This is a genomic window from Gorillibacterium timonense, from assembly GCF_001457415.1.
Classification (GTDB): Bacteria; Bacillota; Bacilli; order Paenibacillales; family NBRC-103111; genus Gorillibacterium; species Gorillibacterium timonense.
This window is the reverse complement of record NZ_LN881723.1, coordinates 232890-254972: the sequence shown is the minus strand read 5'-3', so window position 1 is coordinate 254972 and position 22083 is coordinate 232890. Positions and strand designations below refer to the sequence as shown.

The 22083-nt window shown below is 55.9% G+C and carries 17 protein-coding genes; all 17 read left to right on the top strand.

All coding sequences use genetic code 11. The features are described from left to right. The first annotated feature begins 7 nt into the window (after window positions 1-7). The 17 genes from BN2684_RS08995 (at window position 8) to ftsZ (ending at window position 22062) form a co-directional block, all read left to right on the top strand. Window positions 8-1264: an adenosylhomocysteinase gene (locus BN2684_RS08995; protein WP_058301842.1), complete on the top strand. Its 1257-nt coding sequence runs from the start codon at window positions 8-10 to the stop codon at window positions 1262-1264. Between the two features lie 169 nt (window positions 1265-1433). After that, window positions 1434-1871, top strand: a complete 438-nt coding sequence (gene mraZ / locus BN2684_RS08990; protein ID WP_058301841.1) for a division/cell wall cluster transcriptional repressor MraZ — start codon at window positions 1434-1436, stop codon at window positions 1869-1871. Between the two features lie 24 nt (window positions 1872-1895). Then, entirely contained in the window at window positions 1896-2861 is a 966-nt protein-coding gene (rsmH, locus tag BN2684_RS08985) for a 16S rRNA (cytosine(1402)-N(4))-methyltransferase RsmH (protein ID WP_058301840.1), read from the top strand. 6 nt (window positions 2862-2867) lie between these two features. Continuing rightward, on the top strand, window positions 2868-3275 hold the full coding sequence (locus tag BN2684_RS08980) for a hypothetical protein (protein WP_148449930.1): 408 nt from the start codon (window positions 2868-2870) through the stop codon (window positions 3273-3275). Window positions 3276-3301: 26 nt separating this feature from the next. Continuing rightward, window positions 3302-5620, top strand: coding sequence for a penicillin-binding transpeptidase domain-containing protein (locus BN2684_RS08975; RefSeq protein WP_058301838.1), 2319 nt, complete (start codon window positions 3302-3304; stop codon window positions 5618-5620). Window positions 5621-5810: 190 nt separating this feature from the next. After that, the gene (locus BN2684_RS08970; protein WP_058301837.1) at window positions 5811-7736 is read left to right on the top strand and encodes a stage V sporulation protein D; all 1926 of its coding nucleotides are present in this window, start codon (window positions 5811-5813) and stop codon (window positions 7734-7736) included. Between the two features lie 355 nt (window positions 7737-8091). Continuing rightward, window positions 8092-9573, top strand: a complete 1482-nt coding sequence (locus tag BN2684_RS08965) for a UDP-N-acetylmuramoyl-L-alanyl-D-glutamate--2,6-diaminopimelate ligase (RefSeq protein WP_058301836.1) — start codon at window positions 8092-8094, stop codon at window positions 9571-9573. Then, window positions 9570-10967, top strand: coding sequence for a UDP-N-acetylmuramoyl-tripeptide--D-alanyl-D-alanine ligase (locus BN2684_RS08960; protein ID WP_058301835.1), 1398 nt, complete (start codon window positions 9570-9572; stop codon window positions 10965-10967). The genes BN2684_RS08965 and BN2684_RS08960 overlap by 4 nt, the downstream gene beginning before the upstream one ends. Before the next feature lie 298 nt (window positions 10968-11265). Continuing rightward, entirely contained in the window at window positions 11266-12228 is a 963-nt protein-coding gene (mraY, locus tag BN2684_RS08955) for a phospho-N-acetylmuramoyl-pentapeptide-transferase (RefSeq protein ID WP_058301834.1), read from the top strand. 4 nt (window positions 12229-12232) lie between these two features. Then, window positions 12233-13630, top strand: a complete 1398-nt coding sequence (gene murD / locus BN2684_RS08950; RefSeq protein ID WP_058301833.1) for a UDP-N-acetylmuramoyl-L-alanine--D-glutamate ligase — start codon at window positions 12233-12235, stop codon at window positions 13628-13630. A gap of 70 nt (window positions 13631-13700) precedes the next feature. Further along, on the top strand, window positions 13701-14798 hold the full coding sequence (gene spoVE / locus BN2684_RS08945; RefSeq protein WP_058301832.1) for a stage V sporulation protein E: 1098 nt from the start codon (window positions 13701-13703) through the stop codon (window positions 14796-14798). A 4-nt stretch (window positions 14799-14802) separates the two neighbouring features. Then, entirely contained in the window at window positions 14803-15912 is a 1110-nt protein-coding gene (gene murG / locus BN2684_RS08940; RefSeq protein WP_058301831.1) for an undecaprenyldiphospho-muramoylpentapeptide beta-N-acetylglucosaminyltransferase, read from the top strand. Between the two features lie 338 nt (window positions 15913-16250). Continuing rightward, window positions 16251-17159: a UDP-N-acetylmuramate dehydrogenase gene (gene murB / locus BN2684_RS08935; RefSeq protein WP_058301830.1), complete on the top strand. Its 909-nt coding sequence runs from the start codon at window positions 16251-16253 to the stop codon at window positions 17157-17159. Between the two features lie 46 nt (window positions 17160-17205). Continuing rightward, complete coding sequence (gene murA, locus BN2684_RS08930; protein WP_058301829.1) at window positions 17206-18501, top strand: UDP-N-acetylglucosamine 1-carboxyvinyltransferase; 1296 nt, start codon at window positions 17206-17208, stop codon at window positions 18499-18501. A 129-nt stretch (window positions 18502-18630) separates the two neighbouring features. Then, window positions 18631-19392, top strand: a complete 762-nt coding sequence (locus tag BN2684_RS08925) for a cell division protein FtsQ/DivIB (RefSeq protein ID WP_058301828.1) — start codon at window positions 18631-18633, stop codon at window positions 19390-19392. 227 nt (window positions 19393-19619) lie between these two features. Continuing rightward, window positions 19620-20861 (top strand): cell division protein FtsA, encoded by a 1242-nt coding sequence (gene ftsA / locus BN2684_RS08920; protein WP_058301827.1) that lies wholly within the window; start codon window positions 19620-19622, stop codon window positions 20859-20861. A gap of 64 nt (window positions 20862-20925) precedes the next feature. Beyond that, complete coding sequence (ftsZ, locus tag BN2684_RS08915; RefSeq protein WP_058301826.1) at window positions 20926-22062, top strand: cell division protein FtsZ; 1137 nt, start codon at window positions 20926-20928, stop codon at window positions 22060-22062. Window positions 22063-22083: the final 21 nt, after the last annotated feature.

The following is a 22083-nucleotide window of genomic DNA, read 5'->3' as shown; positions in this document are numbered from 1 at the left end:
GAAAGCTTTGACTACCAAAGAAAGAAGCATTATCGCAAATCCCGCCCTCGCGGCGGAAGGTCATCTGAAGATCGATTGGGTGGACGCTCACATGCCGGTGCTGAACCGGATCAAGGAGCAGTTTGTGAAAGAACAGCCGTTTAAAGGGCTGAAGGTCTCCATCTCGCTACATCTGGAAGCAAAGACCGCTTATCTCGCCAAAGTCATTCAAGCTGGAGGAGCGGAAGTGACGATTACGGGCAGCAATCCGCTTTCGACCCAGGATGATGTTTGCGCAGCGCTTGTCGAGGACGGAATCACCGTTTACGCCAAATATAAGCCAAGCCCCGAAGAGTATAAGTCGTTTCTGATCAAGGCGCTGGAAACGGAGCCGGATCTTATCATCGACGACGGATGCGAACTGGTCACTTTGCTGCACACGGAACGCCCCGATCTGCTTAAGACCATTCGCGGCGGAGCCGAGGAGACGACCACCGGGATTATCCGACTGAAGGCACTGGAAAAGGAAGGTTCCTTGAAGATCCCGATGATCGCCGTCAACGACGCTTATTGCAAATACTTGTTTGACAACCGGTACGGAACCGGTCAATCCGTCTTTGACAGCATCAATCGGACAACAAACCTTGTCGTAGCAGGCAAAACCGTGGTTGTCGTTGGCTATGGTTGGTGCGGTAAAGGCGTTGCGATGCGAGCCAAGGGGCTCGGAGCAAACGTCATTGTGACCGAAGTGGATGCGATCAAAGGCGTGGAAGCCTACATGGACGGCTTTGCCATCATGCCGATGGCGGAAGCAGCCAAGCGGGGTGACCTGTTCGTTACGGTAACCGGCAACAAGTCGGTCATCCGCGGCGAGCATTATGAAGTGATGAAAGATGGAGCGCTGCTTGCCAACGCCGGTCACTTTGATGTTGAGGTCAACAAGCCGGAGCTGTTGGCACAATCCGTCTCGAAACGAACGGTTCGCAACAATATTGAGGAGTACAAGCTGAAGGACGGCCGCAAGCTGTATTTGCTGGCGGAGGGACGTCTCGTCAATCTCGGAGCGGGAGACGGACACCCAGCCGAAATTATGGATATGACCTTTGCACTGCAAGCCATGTCTTTGAAATATGTGAATGAACAATACAAGGCGATCGGAAACCGTGTTCTGACGGTGCCCTATGAGCTGGATGAGCAGGTGGCCCGCTTCAAGCTGGAGTCGCTCGGAACCAGCGTCGATACCTTGAGCGAAGAGCAAAAAGCATACCTGCAAAGCTGGCAGTAAATGGATCTCGTTCGAGAATCGAATGGATTTGGTTAACCGTGCAGCTCAAATATGAAATTTATTAAAAAAATCCTGCCGTAGAGGCAGGATTTTTTGCATTCAGTAAGAATAAATATTATAATGCGTGGAGAAAAGTGGGGCAAAGTGGAGGAAAGGGGTGCCTAAATCAATGTTCATGGGGGAACACCAACATAGCATTGATGAAAAAGGCCGCCTCACCATTCCGTCTCGGTTCCGGGATGAGCTTGGAACCACCTTTGTCATTACCCGCGGATTGGATCAGTGTCTGTTCGTCTATCCAATGTCCGAATGGGCAATCCTCGAACAGAAGCTGAAGGCTCTCTCCCTGATGAAGTCGGATGCTCGGGCGTTTACCCGCTTTTTCTTTTCCGGGGCGACTGAATGCGAGCTCGACAAACAGGGAAGGGTAAATTTACCGAAGAACTTAACGGAGCACGCCAAGCTGGACAAGGAATGTGTCGTGATCGGCGTCTCCAATCGGGTGGAAATCTGGAGCAAAGGCGTGTGGGAGGAGTACTCGCATAAATCCGAGGAATCCTTCAACGAGATCGCCGAGAAGCTGGTGGATTTTAATTTCGATCTTTAAAGGCAGTCAGGAGGATTCATGCAGATGTTTCATCATGTAACCGTCATGAAAGAAGAAGCGGTGAAGGGACTTCACATCCGTCCCAATGGGTTTTACGTTGACTGCACGCTTGGCGGAGCCGGGCACAGCGAACGGATCGCCGCCGAGCTCGGACCGGACGGCAGGCTGATCGCTTTCGATCAGGATGAAACGGCGCTTGCTCACGCAAGAGAAAGACTGGCTCCCTACATGGATCGGGTTATGTTGGTGAAAAGCAATTTTCGATACATACGCGAGCAATTGGCCAAGCTTCCGGTTCCTGAGCGAGAAGGCGTTCCGCAGGTGGACGGCATTCTCTACGATCTAGGCGTGTCCTCTCCCCAATTGGATGAAGCCGAGCGTGGATTCAGCTATAACCAAGACGCGGAGCTGGATATGCGGATGGACCGAAGCTCTCCCTTAACGGCTGAGGACATCGTGAATACGTGGGCGGAGAACGAGCTCGCCAAAATCCTTTTTGAATACGGGGAAGAGAAGTTTTCCCGGAGAATTGCTTCCGCTATCTTACGCGAGCGTGCGGTTTCGCCGATTCGGTCTACGGTGCAGTTGGCTGAGATCATCAAGGAAGCCATTCCGGCGGCAGCACGGAGAACCGGGCCCCACCCAGCCAAACGCAGCTTTCAAGCGCTGCGCATCGCGGTTAACGACGAATTGAAGGCGTTTGAGGATTCACTTGAGCAGGCCGTAGAATGTCTCGCTCCTGGAGGAAGGCTGTCCGTCATCACCTTCCATTCTCTGGAGGACCGGATTTGCAAGCAGACATTCGCGAAAATGCTCGGAACTTGTACATGTCCCCCGGATTTTCCTGTCTGTATCTGCGGAAAAAAAGCGAAATTGCGGCTCGTGAACCGCAAGCCGCTGGAAGCAACTAGCGAAGAGCTGGAGCACAACCCGCGCGCGCGATCGGCTAAGCTGAGGGTCGCGGAGAAATTAAACGAAGAGAAGGAGTAGATGATCTTGGCGTATACGTATGGCAACCTGGCGGTAAGAGAAGCGGAACGGCAGCATGAGACGAAGAAGACCCGCAATCGCCCGAATCCGGCTCCGGTCCGCAAAACGCTCAAGCTGTCTGCTCTGGAAAAGCTCGTATACCTTGTAGCATGCTTCGCTCTTATGGGAATGCTTGGCGGCTTGGTTCTGCTCAATTCGCAGCTCTATAACGCCAATCATCATATCTATCAGACGAAGAATGAGATGAAGGAACAAGACGAGAAGAATGCGGAATTGAAGGCCATGCTGTGGACGGTCAAAAATCCGGAGAAGCTCTCTTCGGAAGCGGTCGCCGGAGGTTTTAAACCTGTCAAGGAAGATCAGAAGCCGAGTCAAGACGACAACTCAAAATCGCGTGAGACGGCATCCCGATAGCCGGCGGGGAGAGTGAATAACACCAAATGGATAAAACCTTAAAAATCCGGTCCTTGTTGATCGGAGTCTTTTTTTTCCTGCTGTTTTTCATCGTGGTCGGTCGAATCTACTGGATTCAAGTCGTCGAAGCCGCCGGACTCCGAGAGAAGGCGGAGGAGATGTGGACGTCGGAAGAAATTCTCAAGCCAGTCCGTGGATCGATCACCGACCGCAACGGGCGGACGCTGGCCGAGGAAGCTCCCGCCTACACCGTGGCCCTTAACCCGCAGATCATCCACGATCGCGGAATCGCCAAGGACGTTGCCGAGGGCTTGGCCCAGGTTCTCAAGCAGAAGGACGATGCCACTTATGTAGCGGAACTGGAGGATCGCTTGTACCAGCTCGCCACGAAGAAGCGGCCAGCTCCCAAAGAAGACCAATACGCGATCGAGGTGGAGGTCAAGAAGGAAGGCTGGCAGCTGAACGCCGAAAAGAAGCGCACAGTGGAGGAGTTCATCACCAAGCTGCAGGCGCAATTAAAGGCACAGGGAAAGCTCTATTACAATTCGGTGGGCGTCTATCTGAAAGAAACCGAAAAGCGCTATTATCCGTTCGACCGCTTGGCCTCGCAAATCCTTGGCTATGTCAGCAAAGATGAGGGAAAGGCGGTCATGGGGCTTGAGAAAAGCCTGGATGATCAACTGACCGGAACGCCGGGCAAGCTCGTGAAGGAGAAGGACCTGAAAGGAATTGAGATTCCTGGATCCAAGGCAAGCCTCACGGCTCCTGTCGATGGGAATAACGTGCAGCTGACGATCGACCAGAACATCCAATATTATTTGGAGAAAGAGCTGCGACGCGCACAAGCGGAGTTCAATCCGAAGAGCATGACGGCGATAGCCGTGAATCCGAAGACGATGGAAATTCTCGGCATGGCAAGTACACCGGACTTTGATCCGAACGAGTATTGGCAGTATGATCAAGCCTCATACCGGAACCGAGCCATTGCCGACCAGATTGAACCGGGCTCCACATTTAAGATCGTGACATTGGCCGGAGCGATCGAGCAGGGCTTGTGGAAGCCGCAAGCCATATTCGAGTCGGGTGTCGTCAAATTTAAAGGAATGAAGGAGATCCGTGACCACAATTGGATCGGCTGGGGGCCGATCTCCTTTATGGAAGGCTTGGTCCGTTCCAGTAACGTTCTTTTTTCCAAGCTGGGATATGAAGAACTAGGCAAGGAAAAATTTAAATCCTATGTAGATAAATTTGGCTTCGGTCAGCGGACGGGCATCGACCTGTCCGGAGAAGCGGCGGGTAACACCAACTTCCGCTATGAGTCTGACTATGCGCGGGCTACGTTCGGCCAATCGGTGTCGGTGACCGCACTGCAGCAAGCGGCGGCCTTTGCCGCCATTGCAAACGACGGCAAGCTGATGAAGCCGTATATCATCAAGAAGATCACGGATCCGAAGACAGGTAAAGCGGTCCAAAGCAGCAAGCCGGAGGTGGTGCGGCAGGTTGTCAGCGCGGAGGTGGCTAGGCAGACATCGCTCGCACTCGAGCATGTCATGACGGACGAGCATGCAACCGGGCTTAGCGCCGCGATCAGCGGATACCGGATCGCGGGCAAGACGGGGACAGCGAACATCGTTCCCGAAGGGCAAAAGACTTATGCCGACAACCAATACGTAGTATCCTTCTATGGCTATGCTCCTCTGGAAGATCCGCAAATCCTGATCGGCGTCATTGCAGACCGGCCGCAGATCCCGACCTATCATGAAGGGGGGCTGGTCACCCTGCCTGTCTTCAAGAATGTCATGACTGAAACGCTGGCTTACCTCGGCATTCAATCGGCGGACAGCAAGACGAAGACCACTCAGGCACAGGCGACGGCTTCGGTTCCGGTGCTGACCGGACTCACGGTGAAGGAAGCGAAGGCGAAGCTGACGCAAGCCGGGCTTCATCCCGATGTGCTCGGTTCGGGAGACAAGGTCACGAAGCAGCTTCCCGCTCCGGGAACGGAGGTATCGCTTGGCCGAGGAGTCGTCTTGGTCGCCGGTGCCGTTGGAAATGCGAATGTGCCGGATCTGACGGGGATGTCGCTCCGCGATGCGGTCGAGATCGCCACCCTCCTGCAAATCGAATACAAGGTGCAAGGCGAAGGCTTCGTCGTGGTGCAAAAGGTTACCGGCCAAGGAGCGAAAAAAGTCCTCGAACTCACCCTTAAGCCGTTCAGCGAGCCGGACAGCAGCTCTGCGGCTTCAGCTTCGCCGTCTGGAGGCGAGACGTCGCCTACCCCGAATGGAGCGAACGAAACACCGGCAGGTGAATCGAATACCGGATCGGTTCCGGGCTCCGGTTAAGCGGATTCGAGCTGAGCGGCTCGGACACTGGACGCCATCTCTCATCATTTCGCTGCCGACTTTAGGTCGCTTCCCATCATGGGCATGTGCTGTCCATGAATGCCGACGGGTCGACAGGCTTGTTCTATCCGGCGGTTGTCCCGAATAGTCATGTGAGGAACCATACTTGACGAATTCGGAGGGAACTGCCATGAAGCTGTCATCCGTGACCATGCGCCGCCGGCTCTGGTTCGCCTTGCTGGGCGGAGCTTTTGTCTTCGCGGCGCTGATCTTTCGGCTGGCTTATGTCCAGCTGTGGCTTGGCCCCGAACTGACGGAGAAGGCGGAGGATTCCTGGCGGCGGGAAATCAAGCATGCCGACAAGCGCGGAGAAATTTGGGATCGAAACGGCGTTCGATTGACCTATAACATCAGCTCGCCTTCCATCTTCGCGGTTACCGCACAAGTGGAGGACAAGCGGGCGGCCGCTCAGAAGCTTGCCCCGATTCTCGAGATGCCCGAAGAGAGCATCTACAAGCAGATCAGCGTGAACAAGATGCTGGTCGACATCAAACCCGGCGGGCGCAAGCTGACCGAGGAAAAAGCCAAGCAGGTCCGGGCGCTCAATCTGCCCGGTATTGTCGTAGCGGAGGATAACAAGCGATTTTACCCCTATGGGCAGCTCGCTTCCCATATTCTTGGCTTCACTGGCGGCTACAACCAGGGGCTGACGGGGGTCGAGGCCAAATACGACAAGGAATTGACGGGAGTGAAGGGAAGCGTTTCGTTTCTGTCGGACGCCTCGGGGAAACGGATGCCCGGCTCATCGGAAGAATTCAACGAGCCGAAGGACGGACTCAATCTCCAATTGACGATCGATTACTATCTTCAATCCGTCTTAGAGCGGGAGCTCGACAATACGATGACCCAGACGCAGGCGCAGCAGGCATGGGCGATCATGATGGACCCGAACACGGGGGAAATCCTCGCCATGGGCAATCGCCCCGGCTATGAGCCCGAGAAATTCGGCGAATATCCCGCGGAAGTCTATAACCGCAACCTGCCGATCTGGATGACCTACGAGCCCGGTTCCACCTTCAAGATCATCACCCTCGCCGCCGCGCTTCAGGAGAAGAAGATCACGTTCAACGAGCCGTTCTTCGATTCCGGCAGCGTGAAGGTCGCGGGGGCTACGCTCCATTGCTGGAAGCGAGGAGGCCATGGCAGCGAGACGATGCTTGAGGTGGTGGAGAACTCCTGCAACCCGGGCTTTGTGTTGATGGGACAACGTCTCGGCAAAGAGAAGCTGTTCGATTACATCTCGCGTTTTGGATTCGGCAAAAAAACCGGGATCGACCTGAACGGAGAAGAAAACGGCATCCTGTTCAAGCTTCCGAAGGTCGGACCGGTCGAGCTGGCCACCACCGCTTTCGGACAGGGGGTGTCGGTCACGCCGATCCAGCAGATTGCCGCGGTATCAGCAGCAATCAACGGCGGCAATCTGCTGACACCTCATGTGGTCCGGGCCTGGTATAACCCCGAAACCGGAGAAAAGGTTAACTCCGTTGAACCGGAAGTCAAGCGGCAGGTTATCTCGGAGGAGACCTCCAAGCAGGTTCGCTATGCGCTTGAAAGCGTCGTCGCCAAAGGGACAGGGAAGAACGCATTCCTCGACGGGTATCGCGTCGGAGGCAAGACAGGTACGGCCCAGAAGGTCGTAGGCGGCCGCTATTCGGCCAGCGAGCATATCGTCTCCTTCATCGGCTTTGCACCGGCCGACAACCCGAAGGTGGTCATCTATGCGGCGGTGGATAATCCGCAGGGCGTCCAATTCGGCGGTGTTGTGGCGGCGCCGCTCGTCAAGAATATGCTCGGAGACGCCCTTCGGTACATGGGCGTTCAGCCCAGCAAGGATCAGCTTTCTCGTGAATATACGTATGGAGATGTGAAAACCGTGGAGGTTCCGAATTTGATCGGCAGAACCGTCACAGACATCTTCGAGGATATGCGGTCCGATTTCCGGCTCGTGAAGTCCGGCACCGGTACTGTCGTCACCAATCAGGTGCCGAAGGCGGGCACCCGCGTAGACGAAGGATCGACCATCCGCATCTATCTGACCGAGAGCAAGGCGAAATAGTAGGTTCTCATCCAACCCTTTTGGATGGATAAGTGCTCGTGTCCATGGGATGGGGAAGGAGTGCAGAATCCGCTTTTTTGAAAGGACAACGGACGGAGTAGTCCATTCCGTATGCACAAGTAGGAGGAAGATGAAAGGCCATCTTTCTCTGCGAAAAAAGCGGGGCATCACGGGGGAGAACCGGTTCTCCCCTGTTTCCCTTTCTCACGGAAATCCGCTCAGGCTTAGGGGTTTCTTGTTGATTAAAGCAAGTGTAGAATGGATATAAATGAAGGGACACTCCAGGAAGGAACGAAGAGGCTATGAAAGCAAACCTATCCTATACATATCTAGTGACGAAAGGGGGAAGGCCGGAATGAAACTGAGCGCTTTGGCCTCCCTTTTTCCGCATGCCGAGCTTACAGGTGGTGATCCGGAGATTACCGGGATCGCGACCGATTCGCGCAAGGTCGCCCCGGGTGATCTGTTCGTGTGCCTGCCCGGCTTCACGGTGGACGGTCATGACTATGCCGCACTCGCCATCGAGAGAGGAGCTGCCGCACTCGTTGTCGAGAGGCCGCTCCCCTTATCGATTCCCTCGATCCGGGTGAAGGATTGCCATTATGCCGTTGCAGTGATCAGCAGCCATTATTATGGATACCCGAGCGAGCGTCTGAAGGTCATCGGCGTTACCGGAACGAACGGGAAGACGACCACAACGGCCATCATCGATTCTTTGCTGCGGGCACAGGGACATGGAACCGGCCTCATGGGAACGATCCGGACGGTCATAGCGGGGGAGGTATTTGACACCCCGAATACGACACAGGAAGCCTTCGTGCTGCAAAAGAATTTCAACCGCATGGTGGAAGCGGGAGCGGATTACGGGATCATGGAAGTCTCGAGTCACGCCCTCGATCTCGGGCGGGTCAAAGGTGTTCGTTATCGGACTGCGATTTTTACCAATTTGACCCAGGATCATCTGGATTACCACAAGACGATGGAAAACTATCTCGCAGCCAAGGGGCTGCTCTTTTCGCGGCTCGGGAATGAATTCTCATCCGATCCCGAGCGACGTCAATACGCCGTTCTTAACGCGGACGATCCCGCTTCCGCCGCCTTCGCTGCGATGACGACGGCGCATACACTCACCTATGGCATCGACAACGAATGCGACGTTCGGGCCGAGAACGTCCGGTTGACGAACCGGGGGACGGAATTCCGGCTCGTCTCCTATGCGGGAACATCCGATATCTGCACGAAGCTGGTCGGCAAATTCAATGTCTACAATGCTCTCGCCGCCATCACGGCCGTTCTTCTGGAAGGCGTTCCTCTGGCCAGCATCCGAGAGCACCTGGAAGAAATGCCCCCTGTGGAGGGGCGGATGGAGATGGTCGAGGCAGGGCAGGATTTTCTTGCTCTGGTCGATTATGCGCATTCCCCTGATGGATTGGAGAACGCCCTGGCGGCCATCCGCCAATTCGCGGAGAAGAAGGTCATCACCGTCTTTGGCTGCGGTGGAGACCGGGACCGGACGAAACGGCCGATCATGGGAGAGATTGCCGGTCGCTACAGCGATTACGTGCTGGCTACTTCGGACAATCCGCGCACGGAGGACCCTGCTGCAATTTTGCGGGAAATCGAGGGGGGGCTCTCCCAAACCGGCGCCGGTCATTACGAGATTATCGAGGATCGGCGAGCCGCGATCAAAAAGGCGGTTGAACAGGCAGGCCCTGGCGATGTACTATTGATTGCGGGCAAGGGGCATGAAACCTATCAGGAAATCAATCGAATCCGCCATCATTTCGATGATCGGGAAGAAGTGCGGGACGCGATAAAGGGAGTACGAATCCAATGATTAAAAATTTGCAGCAAATTGCCGAATGGGCGGGAGCTCGACTGGAAGCGGCCGATCCGGAAGCGGGGAGCCTCGTGATCACCTCCGTTTCGACCGATACCCGGACCTTAAAGCCAGGCAGCTTGTTCGTTCCGCTCACGGGCGAGACCTTTGATGGGCACGACTACATCGGGCAAGCTGTGGCGAACGGAGCGGCCGCCTCCTTCTGGCAGGATGGCCGCGAAATTCCGGCAGGCGCTCCGCCTTTGCTCGTGGCGGACGATCCGCTTGCCGCACTTCAGCGCTTGGCACGTGCATATCGGCGTGAGCTTGGTCTGAAGGTCGTTGGCATCACCGGCAGTAACGGAAAGACGACGACGAAGGATTTGACGGCTTCCGCTTTGTCCGCTGCTTTCTCCGTCCATAAGACGCCGGGCAACCTGAACAATCATATCGGCCTGCCGATCACCCTTCTGCAGATTGAAGAAGGGACGGACGTGGCTATTATCGAGATGGGCATGAGCGGGCGAGGCGAAATCGCGCTGCTCACCAGCATCGCCGAACCGAATGTGGCGATCATCACGAACATTGGCGAATCCCATCTGCTTCAGCTCGGAAGCCGAGAGGAGATCGCCCGAGCGAAGACGGAGATTCTATCCGGTCTTGCTCCTGGCGGCTATTTCATCTATAACGGAGATGAGCCGCTGATCGAGCAGGTTCTGCCCGAAATGCCGCAGCCGCAAGGAATGACAACTCTCCGCTTTGGCGCGGGAAGGGAAAATGATCTGTATGCAGCGGAGATTCAGCAGGAGAGCGACGGAAGCCGGTTTCGCATCAACGCTTCGGGCGCACCGGAATTCCGGATTCCGCTCATCGGCCGTCACAACGTGATCAATGCCCTCGCCGCTTATGCGGCTGCGCGTTACCTGGGAGTTTCCGACGAGCAAGTCCGTCAAGGCTTCGCTTCCGCCGCCATTACGGGCATGCGGATCGAGCGGAAGATCGCCGCGTCCGGAGCCGTCATCTTGAACGATGCGTATAATGCCAGTCCCACTTCCACGAAGGCGGCGCTCGCGCTTCTCGCCGAAGCCGTAGGACAGGGGCCGAGCCGCAAAATCGCCGTGCTTGGTGATATGCTGGAACTGGGTAGCCGCGAAGCGGAGTTTCATGCGGAAGTCGGCCATGCCGCGGCAGAGGCGGGTGTGGACCGGTTGTATGTCTACGGCCCGTTATCGGTATCTCTGGCCGAGGCCGCGAAGGCTGGTCTTTCGGAGGAAAGTGTGCTTTATTATACGGATAAAGGAAAGCTGATCGAGGCTTTGCGGGCCGACGTCCGATCTGGCGATGTCGTGCTGATCAAGGCATCGCGCGGCATGCGGCTGGAGGATGCGGCTCAGGCGCTCCTTGCGACTTGATTATCCTTTTCCATATCTCAGCGGTTTGAAAGCACCTGACCCTCCATGGGAAAATGTTTGTCCCACAGGAATGGATCGGCCCGCCGAGGCATATCTGTTGTACTAGAATCGTTCTGCTTGTATCAGAGAAATCGTGAACCTGCTTGCTGTCCATGTTTCTCGTTCAGATGTTCGAAAGTTTGGATAAAGATTCCGCTAACGCCCCGGTTCCAAAAGGAAAGGCTGCTGCGAAAGCTATGGTAGCGCGTTATCGGCCCTTAATTGAATGAAGGTTATCGAATAGGAGTTGTCTACTTTGATGGAGTTGAAAGAAGTTCTTTTTCCTTTGGGCGTGGCTTTCGTGCTCGCGCTGCTCGTAGGTCCGCTGATCATTCCCGTCCTTCGCAAGTTAAAATTCGGTCAACAGATCCGAAATGAAGGGCCGGCTGCCCACCAAAAGAAAAAGGGTACTCCCACCATGGGCGGAATCATTATCTTACTCGCCTTGTCCTTGTCTGCGCTGCGCTTTGGAGAAAAGAACAATGAGCTCATCGTGCTTCTCGTGGCTTCGCTCGGCTTCGGTCTGGTGGGGTTTCTTGACGACTATATCAAGATTGTGTTCAAGCGGTCGCTCGGGCTCACGGCGAAGCAGAAGCTTCTCGGCCAACTGGTGGTCGCAGCGGCCGTCTGCTTCCTGCTGATCCAGAACGGGCATTCCACGGATCTGCCGCTTCCGCTGACGGGGTACAGCCTTCCTCTGGGCTGGCTCTATTATCCACTCATCGTGCTGTTTATGCTGGGGATGACGAACGCGGTCAATTTTACCGACGGCCTGGACGGTCTCCTCTCGGGGACAAGCGCGATTGCGTTCGGCGCCTTCATCATCATCGCCATGAAGTTTCACCACCCGGAGACGGCGATCTTCTCCGCCGCCATGGTGGGGGCCGTGCTCGGCTTCCTCGTCTACAACGCACATCCGGCGAAGGTGTTCATGGGTGACACGGGCTCGCTCGGCATTGGCGGAGGACTTGCCGCTGCCGCGATTCTGACCAAGTCGGAAGTGGTGCTCTTCATCATTGGCGGGATATTCATCATCGAAATTCTGTCTGTGGTCATTCAGGTTGTTTCGTTTAAGACCCGTGGAAAACGGGTATTCAAAATGAGTCCCATCCACCATCATTTCGAGCTGTCCGGATGGTCGGAATGGCGGGTCGTGATCACCTTCTGGGCGGTCGGCTTCCTTCTCGCGGGACTCGGACTCTATCTGATCGAGGTGTTCTAACGGTATGCGGCATCCGAGAGACTACAAAGACAAGGAGGTCGTCATCATCGGTCTTGCCCGGAGCGGCGTAGCGGTAGCTAAGCTGCTTCACGGCTTCGGCGCCAAGGTGACGGTCAACGATAAAAAAACGCTTGAAGAATGCCCGGAGGCGGAGGAACTAACGTCTCTGGGTGTTTCTGTGCTTTGCGGGGGTCATCCGGAGGGCATCATCCACCGCGGAGTCGAGCTCGTCGTTAAGAACCCGGGCATTCCTTACTCCGCGGACCCGATCCGGCAAGCTCTGGAGCTCGGGATTGAAGTAGTGACCGAGGTGGAGGTTGCGTATCAAATCTGTCCAGCTCCCCTTATCGGGATAACCGGGTCCAACGGCAAGACGACCACGACGACTTGGATTCACCGCATGTTGGACAAGGCTGGCATGTCGCCTATTCTCGCGGGCAATATCGGTCGCTCTCTCTGCGATGCTTGCTCGGAGGCGACAGACGATAACTACATGGTGGTGGAGCTGAGCAGCTTTCAGCTGAAGGGAACGAGCTCCTTCCGGCCGCACATCGCCCTTCTGCTGAACGTCTACGAGACGCATCTGGATTATCACGGCTCGATGGAGGACTACGCAGGGTCCAAAGCAAAGCTGTTTGCAAATCAAGGACCGGATGATTTCGCGATCCTGAATTGGGACGATGCTTACTGCCGTTCTCTCATCCCCTGGATTAAAGCTCAGATCGTTCCTTTCTCCATGACCGAGGAGCTTCCTCACGGGCTGTTCCTCAGCCGCAAGGAAGAGCGGGAGTGGATCGCTTGGCGCAGTCTCGACGGTACGGAAACGTTCCTTCTTCCTTCGGCGGAGGTGGGGGTTCCCGGCCGTCACAACATTCAGAATGCGTTAGCTGCCACCGCTGCAGCCCTGTGCGCCGGCGCGCCAGTTGCGGCGGTGATCGCCGCTCTGCGAGAGTTTCGTGGGGTTGAGCATCGGCTTGAGCATGTGCGCGACCTTAATGGAATATCATATGTCAATGGCTCCAAGGCGACGAATCCGGCGGCGACGATCAAGGATCTCGAAGCGTTCGAGGCGGAAGTCATCCTAATTGCAGGCGGGCTTGACCGCGGCATGGAATATGACGATCTGGCTCCTTACTTTCACGACAAGGTGAAGGGGTTGGTTGCCTTGGGGGAAACCAAGAGCAAGCTGCTTCGAGTAGCGAAGGAGGCAGGAGTTCCTGAGTTTCGGTCGGTGGAGACCTCCGATCCCCGGGAGGCCATGGCGGAGGCGGTGCGGTTTGCCGCCGAAATCGCCGTGGCCGGGCAGGTGGTGCTGCTGTCGCCGGCCTGCGCCAGCTGGGATATGTACCGCTCCTTTGAAGAGCGGGGAAGCATGTTTAAGGAGTCCGTGCATACCCTTTAACTAGGGGCATGTCCACAGAGTGATCGGCAGAACGTCCGCCCCTTATATGGATTGGCTAGGGGGACGGAGCATGACTCAACGACGTAAATCGCCGGATCTCATTTTGCTGACGGCCGCGCTCATGATTTTGACCATCGGCGTGTTGATGGTGTACAGCGCAAGCGCCGTTCTATCGTTCCACGATTTTGGAGACCGGCTCTATTACACGAAACGCCAGCTGCTCTTTGCTCTTCTCGGCATAGGTGGAATGTTTGTCACCTCGCGCACTGATTACGCGGTGTGGGGCAAGTGGTCCAAGTGGCTGCTCTTCGCTTGCTTCGGTCTCCTGCTTCTTGTCTTGATCCCCGGTATCGGCGTCGTGCGCGGAGGTGCGCGCAGTTGGCTCGGCATCGGTTCCTTCGGCATTCAGCCTTCGGAATTCATGAAGCTCGGTCTCTTGATCTATCTCTCCAAGCTGCTCGCGTCCGGACGGTTTGACCTGGCGAAATTCTGGAAGGGCTTGGTTCCTCCGCTCCTGCTTGTCGGGCTTGCCTTCGGACTCATCATGCTCCAGCCGGACCTCGGTACCGGCGTCGTGCTCTTCGGAGCAGCCTTGATGGTCATTTACACGGCGGGCGCCCGGATGTTCCATCTTGGGTTGCTCGGTCTCGGCGGACTCGCGGGCTTCGCCGGCCTCATCCTTGCCGCACCGTACCGCCTCAAACGGATCGCCGGGTTCTTGGACCCTTGGTCCGATCCTCTCGGCACGGGCTACCAGATCATCCAGTCGCTGTATGCGATCGGCCCCGGCGGACTCGCCGGGCTCGGCTTCAACCACAGCCTGCAAAAGCACAGCTACCTCCCCGAGCCGCAGACGGACTTCATCTTCTCGATCATCGGAGAAGAGCTCGGCTTTATCGGGGGAGCCTTCGTACTCGGACTCTTCGCCGTGCTGGTCTGGCGGGGCATCCGAACGGCGATGACGGCGTCCGATTCGTTCGGATGCCTGCTCGCCGTCGGTATCACCGGCATGATCGCCGTTCAGGTCATGATCAACATCGGCGTCGTGATCGGCATGTTTCCGGTAACCGGCATCACCCTACCTTTAATCAGCTATGGCGGCTCTTCCCTGACCCTGATGTTGACGGCAATCGGAATTTTGCTTAATATATCCCGACAGGCGAGGTGAACTCATGCGAGTCGTTTTAAGCGGCGGGGGTACCGGAGGGCATGTCTATCCGGCCTTGTCCGTGCTGGAAGAGGTATCCAGGGAAGAACCGGATTCAAGCTTTCTCTATATCGGGACGACGACGGGACTGGAGCGCGGCATTGTAGCCAAAGCTCATCCCGATCTTCGCTTTGAGGCGGTGGAGATCACGGGGTTTCGGCGAAAGCTCAGCTTCGACAATGTCCGAACCGTGGTTCGCTTCATGAAGGCGGCCGGACATTCTCGAATGCTCTTACGCGATTTCCGGCCTGACATCGTCGTGGGCACCGGCGGCTATGTATGCGGGCCGGTTGTGTACGCAGCAGCCAGGCTCGGAATCCCGACGCTCATCCACGAGCAGAATGCGATTCCCGGGCTCACCAACAAATTCCTGAGCCGGTACGCCGATACGGTAGCCGTCAGCTTCCGCGGCTCGGAGAAGAACTTCCCGTCCGCACGCCACGCCGTCTATACGGGGAATCCGCGTGCCACCACCGTGGCTTACGCCAATTCGTTCAACGGTATCCGCTCGCTGGGACTCAAGAAAGGCGATAAGCTGGTTCTGGTGGTAGGAGGGAGCCGAGGAGCGAAGGCGATCAACGAAGCGATGATCGGTTTGGCATCCCGACTGTCACGCACTCCGGGAGTCTATTACCTGTTCGTTACCGGGGAACCTTATTACGAGGAAACCTTGGCCCGGGTACAGGAGCTCATCGGCCCGCTTCCGGAGAGGCTCAAGATGAGGCCGTATTTGCACAATATGCATGAAGTGCTTGCCGCAACCTCGCTCATTGTCAACCGGGCGGGGGCGTCCTTTTTGGCGGAGATCACCGCGCTCGGAATTCCATCCATCCTCATTCCGTCTCCCAATGTGACCAACCATCATCAGGAAGCCAATGCAAGATGGCTGGAGAAGGAAGAAGCCGCGATCCTGCTAGCGGAAAAGGAGCTTAGCGGAGAGAGGCTGGCTCGTGAAATCGAGGCGATCATGGGCAATCCGGCCAAACGGCGCAGAATGGCTGAGAATTCCCGCAAGATCGGGGAGAGCGAGTCGGCGTCGCTCTTTTACCGGGAGATGGTCCGGCTGATCCGCTAACGGGAAGTTTCGTATGGCTTGCGCCTCTCAGACGCTCCGCTTTCGACTGTCTGCTCTCGGCAAGCACAGAAACAGAGCCTCTACAACCAGCAGTTCCTCCTTGCCGCTGACATTGGGGGAGGCTCGCCATCCGGCCCTCCCCGACCGGAACGTCCGAAATTGGACAAGCAGGCCGCAGGCCGTAGGCTTTCATCATTATTTCCGCCGTCCTATGGGCGGCTGTCACACTCTTACGCGTTTCACATACCATACACTATAACCGTGACAAACACCCACATTCCGCCATTCTCGGGGAAGGAGCTTCCGCTTCTTCCGGTGTTTGTTGGAGGAGGTTTCCGATGCAACAGCTCATAGCCGATCTTCAAACGGCAGATGCAGGCGTTATTCTGACCAACGAGCCGCTCAGTGCCCATACGACTTGGAAAATTGGAGGCCCGGCGGATCTCTTGGCTACGGTCCACAACCGGGATCAGCTTGTCCGGCTGATGCAGCTTCTGCATGCCCATGGGACACCTTGGCATGTGCTTGGGCGCGGCTCCAACGTTCTGGTCAGCGACAAGGGGGTGCGTGGAGCGGTCATCAAGCTGGCCGGAGAGCTGGCGGATGCCCGTTTTGAAGACGGGTTGATCCGAGCGGGCGGAGGATATTCCTTCATCAAGCTATCCGTACTGGCTGGCAAGCAAGGACTCACGGGTCTGGAATTTGCCGGCGGAATTCCGGGATCGGTCGGAGGAGCCGTCTACATGAATGCGGGAGCGCATGGCTCGGATGTATCGCGGATTTTGAAAGAAGCGGAAGTTGTGCTTGAGGACGGAGAAGTGGAGGTGTGGACCCGGGAAGACCTGTTGTTCCGCTATCGCCATTCGGTCCTGCAGGAGCGTGCCGGCATCGTGACGGAAGCGGTGTTCGCGCTTGAGCCCGGCGACCGCAAAGAAATCGCAGGAGCGATGGCGACGTATAAGGATCGCAGACTGCGGACTCAACCGCTGCAGCTTCCCTGTGCGGGAAGCACGTTTCGCAATCCGGAAGGCCATCACGCCGCCAAGCTCATCGAAGCGGCCGGCTTGAAAGGGCAACGGGTCGGAGGAGCGGAAGTATCAACCTTGCACGCGAATTTTATCATCAATACCGGTACGGCGACCGCCCAGGATGTTCTCGACTTGATTGACCTGATTCGTACTCGAATAGTTGCCCAATTCGGCGTTGTGCTTACACCAGAGGTTCTCATCATGGGAGAGATGGATTGAGGCTATCGCTTGCCGGTTAGCTGCGAAGCTAACAGGAGGTGAGTCTTTGGAAAAATTGGTGATCGAAGGCGGGAAACCTCTCTCGGGAACCATTCGGATCCAAGGAGCCAAGAATGCCGCGCTTCCCATATTGGCTGCCAGTGTCCTGAGTGATGGGAACCTGATCATCGAGAACGTTCCCGATCTCTTGGATATCCAGGTGATGCTGGATATCTTGACCTCGCTGGGGAGCAGGGCCGTCCTTACCGGACAAAAGGTCCATCTGGATATGAGCCGGCTTCATTCTTCCCATATCCCGGAAGAGCTGATGAAGCAGATGCGTTCGTCCATCTTCCTCATGGGACCGCTGCTCGCCCGATTCGGATCGGTAACGGTCTATCAACCGGGCGGCTGTGCGATTGGAGAGCGCAAGATCAATCTTCATCTCCAAGGATTAGAAGCGCTCGGGGCTGTCATCGAGGAAACGGGCAGCACCATTGTATGCCGAGCGGAGAAGCTCACGGGAGCCGATATTGTCCTTGACTTTCCAAGTGTAGGAGCAACGGAAAATATCATGATGGCCGCCGCAGCCGCTGTGGGCCGCACAACGATTCACAATGCTGCACGCGAGCCGGAGATTCAAGACCTTCAGCATTTTCTGAACGCGATGGGCGCTCGCATTTATGGGGCGGGGACCGATACGATCACCATCGATGGAGTGAGCCGGTTTCATCCTTGCGTCTATCGGATCATTCCGGACCGGATTGCGGCGGGAACCCTTATGGTAGCGGCTGCGGCTACCCGGGGGAACGTGACGCTTGAGCAGGTGAATCCACAGCATTTGACTTCCCTCATTCACGTTCTCAAGCGCGCCGGTGTTCAAATCATCTCTTCCGGTGATATAATGAATATACAATGCCATAACCGTCCGAGAAGGGTGGAACGGATTGTCACATCACCCTATCCTGCGTTTCCGACCGACCTGCAATCCCTCATCATGGTGTTTTTATCCTTGGCCGACGGGCTCAGCATCGTGAAGGAAACCGTCTTTGAAGGCCGCTTCAAGCATGTGGATGAGCTCGGGCGGATGGGGGCGGACATCCGGGTGGATATGAACGCGGCGTACATCAAGGGAGTTCCCCGGTTATACGGAGCGACGGTGGAAGCGACCGATCTTCGAGCGGGAGCCGCACTGGTCATCGCCGGTCTCGCTGCCCACGGCACGACGGTTGTGGAACAAATTCATCATATCGACCGGGGCTATGAGCAGATCGAGAAGATGCTCACCCGGCTTGGAGCGCGGATTCGCCGCAAATCCCCCGAAGGGGAAGAGCTGTCATCTCCACTCGATCGAATCGGATGAGATCTTGAGATTCATTTCAATACACGCGTTGGGTTACGGTTCTGCTGCCCCGATCCTGCACTTGCCGCCTATGGCCAAATGGATCGGGGGGCGGCATGACCCATCCCAAGCAAAGTAGGTGTCTTGCGTTTGCCCAAGGATCAAACCGTCCCCGCACTCAAAGCGGGAAGGCCGAAGAAGCGCGGCAGCCGCAGGCTGATCCTCGTGCTCCTCTTCTTTTTTCTCATTCTATTCGCTTACCTCTTCTTTCAATCCCCACTCGGAAAAATTTCCGAGATTCGCATAACCGGTAACGAGATCGCGGAGCTCTCGCAGCTTGGACAAGCTTCCGGTGTGAAGACGGGGGATTCCTTTTTCCTCGTTAAGGTAGAGGACGTCAAGAAACACCTGCTCACCGTCAAAGCGGTGGAGTCCGTCAAGGTGACGAAGACCTTTCCCGGCCTGCTCAACATTGAAGTGAAGGAATTCCCGAGGGCCGCGTACCAGTTGGGAAAAGACGGGCGACCGGAAGTGGTGTTGGCGGACGGGAACTCTTACGGGCTTAAGGACAAAGCCTTCCCGTCCGATCGGCCGATTCTTACCGGCTGGGAACAAGGGAAGGCGGAATGGAAGGAGCTTGCCAGGGTGCTCGCCGCGATTCCGGAAGAGCAGCTGTCCGACATCTCCGAAATCAAGCCGTATCCCAATGTGTTTTCGGACCGGATCAAGCTGTATACCCGGTCCCGTTTCGAGGTCGTCACACGAATCAGTTTGTTGGAGGAAAAGATTCCCAAACTTTCTTATTACACGAGCGAATTCAAGCGTAAAAATGGGACTACCGGAATCTTGACTTTGCTAGAGCAGGACCGGGGAATCCCGTTTCCGCAGGCGTCTTCATCGCTCGATCCGTGAACTGATTTTTCTGGAAAATGGACTACTCATGAAGCCCAAGAAATGTTAAAATTGTTTTCATGACCCGTCCGGCGGGCATTTGTCGTCCTTAAGGTAGTTCCTAGACGGGAATCGACAGCAAATCGTTAAAAATTATGGTGAATAAAAAAGGGATACCGCGAATCGTGTGGAATAAGTAAAAGGTTACACGGCTCTACATCGCAATTCGCTCAGGGAGGTGCCCCAGATTGGGCGGCAATGATACAATCGTCAGCTTGGATATCGGAACCTCTAAGGTTCGCGCCATCATCGGCGAAGTGAACAACGGTTCCATTCATATAGTCGGCGTTGGCGCGGCGGATTCGGAAGGAATCCGAAAGGGCGCCATCGTTGATATTGACCAAACCGTAGATTCGATCCGCAGCGCGGTCGAGCATGCCGAACGCATGGTCAGTATTCAAATTCATGAAGTCTATGTCGGAATATCGGGCAATCATATTTCTCTTCTCACCAGCCATGGGGTAGTAGCCGTTGCGAACGATGACCGTGAAATCGGCGAAGACGATATCGACCGCGTGCTGCAGGCGGCCAAAGTCATCGCGCTTCCTCCCGAACGGGAAATCATTGCAGTCGTTCCGAAGCAATTCGTAGTCGACGGTCTGGAAGGCATTCAGGATCCCCGCGGGATGATCGGCGTACGCTTGGAAGTGGAAGCGACGATTATCACGGGCGCGAAATCATCCATACATAATTTGCGTCGTGTGGTTGAGAAAGCGGATTTAAAAGTGATCGGTCTGATCCTTATGCCGCTCGCTGCCGGGAACCTGACTCTCTCCAAGGATGAGAAGACCATCGGGACGGTTCTGGTCGATATCGGCGCCGGTTCAACGACGATCGCCATCTTCGAGAACGGAACGATCACCGCTACCTCGACTCTTCCAATCGGGGGAGATTTGATTACGAGCGACATCTCCATCGGCCTCCATACCCAAATGGAGCATGCCGAACGGGTGAAGCTGAAGTTCGGCTGTGCCCAAACGGAGCTTGCCGCAAACGATCAAGTATTTAAGGTTCCGAGAATCGGCAGCAATTCCGAAAAAGAGTTTACACAGGTTGACCTCACCGGGATTATCGAACCTCGTGTTCAAGAAATCTTCCAATTGATTCGCAGCGAAGTATTCCATATGGGATACGGCAACGCTCCTGGAGGCTATGTTCTGACCGGCGGAACGGTTTCCATGCCGGGACTCCTGAGCGTCGCTCAGAAGGAACTCGCCACATCCGTCCGCGTCGCCTCTCCGGAATATATCGGAGTCCGCGACCCTTCTTATACCAGCGGTGTCGGAATCATCACGCAAATGATCAAGACTCACAAGCAACGCGCTACCGTCGGCGGCAGCACCAAATCCGGCGGAGCCAAGAAACAGCAACGAAACGATCAGCCGGGATGGTTCGAACGGTTTAAAAACTGGTTAAGCGAATACATCTGATCGGACTAAACGCCTGGAATCACGAGGCATTGGAACACGACCAGTGAGGAGGATAATAACGTATATGTTTGAATTTGATCTCGATGTTGACCAACTTGCAACCATTAAAGTGATCGGTGTAGGCGGCGGTGGCAGCAATGCCGTCAATCGAATGATCGAAAATGGCATTCAGGGCGTGGAGTTTATTACGGTCAATACCGACGCTCAGGCTCTGAACTTGGCCAAATCGGAACTGAAGCTCAAGATCGGGGAGAAGCTGACTCGCGGACTTGGGGCCGGAGCCAATCCGGACGTAGGCAAGAAAGCAGCCGAAGAATCTCGTGAGGCGATCGTACAAGCCTTGAAGGGTTCGGATCTCGTATTCGTGACCGCAGGGATGGGTGGCGGCACCGGAACGGGTGCCGCTCCGGTGATAGCCGAGATCGCCAGAGAATGTGGAGCCTTGACGGTAGGGGTTGTCACCCGCCCGTTTACCTTCGAAGGCCGCAAGCGTGCGATGCAAGCCGAGCAGGGTATTGCCGCGCTGAAGGAAAAAGTCGATACCTTGATCGTGATCCCGAACGATCGCCTGCTCGAAATTGTCGACAAGAAGACACCGATGGTCGAAGCCTTCCGCGAAGCGGATAATGTTCTTCGCCAAGGGGTGCAGGGTATTTCTGATCTGATCATGGTTCCGGGTCTCATCAACCTGGACTTTGCAGACGTGAAGACGATCATGACTGAACGCGGCTCCGCCCTGATGGGCATCGGGATCGGAACGGGCGAGAACCGTGCGGCCGAAGCAGCGAAGAAGGCGATCATGAGCCCGTTGCTTGAAACCTCCATTGAAGGCGCACGCGGCGTCATCATGAACATCACCGGCGGCTCCAACCTGAGTCTCTATGAAGTCAATGAAGCGGCTGAGATAGTGATCGCGGCTTCCGATCCCGAAGTCAACGTGATCTTCGGTGCGATCATCGACGAGAACCTGAAGGAAGAGATCAAGGTGACGGTCATTGCTACCGGCTTTGAGCACAAAGCACCGAGCATACCGGCTCAGAAACGCCCAGTAACCGGAGCGGAACCGCATTCCTCCGCTGCATCGGCACCGCAAGGTCAGACGACGGACAACCGGATGCCTCCGCTTCGTCCGTTCGGCAGCCAACCGTCCGGAGATCAGCTGGACATTCCGACGTTCCTGCGCCGGAAAAACAAAGAATAGCAATCGTCACGGAGACGACGG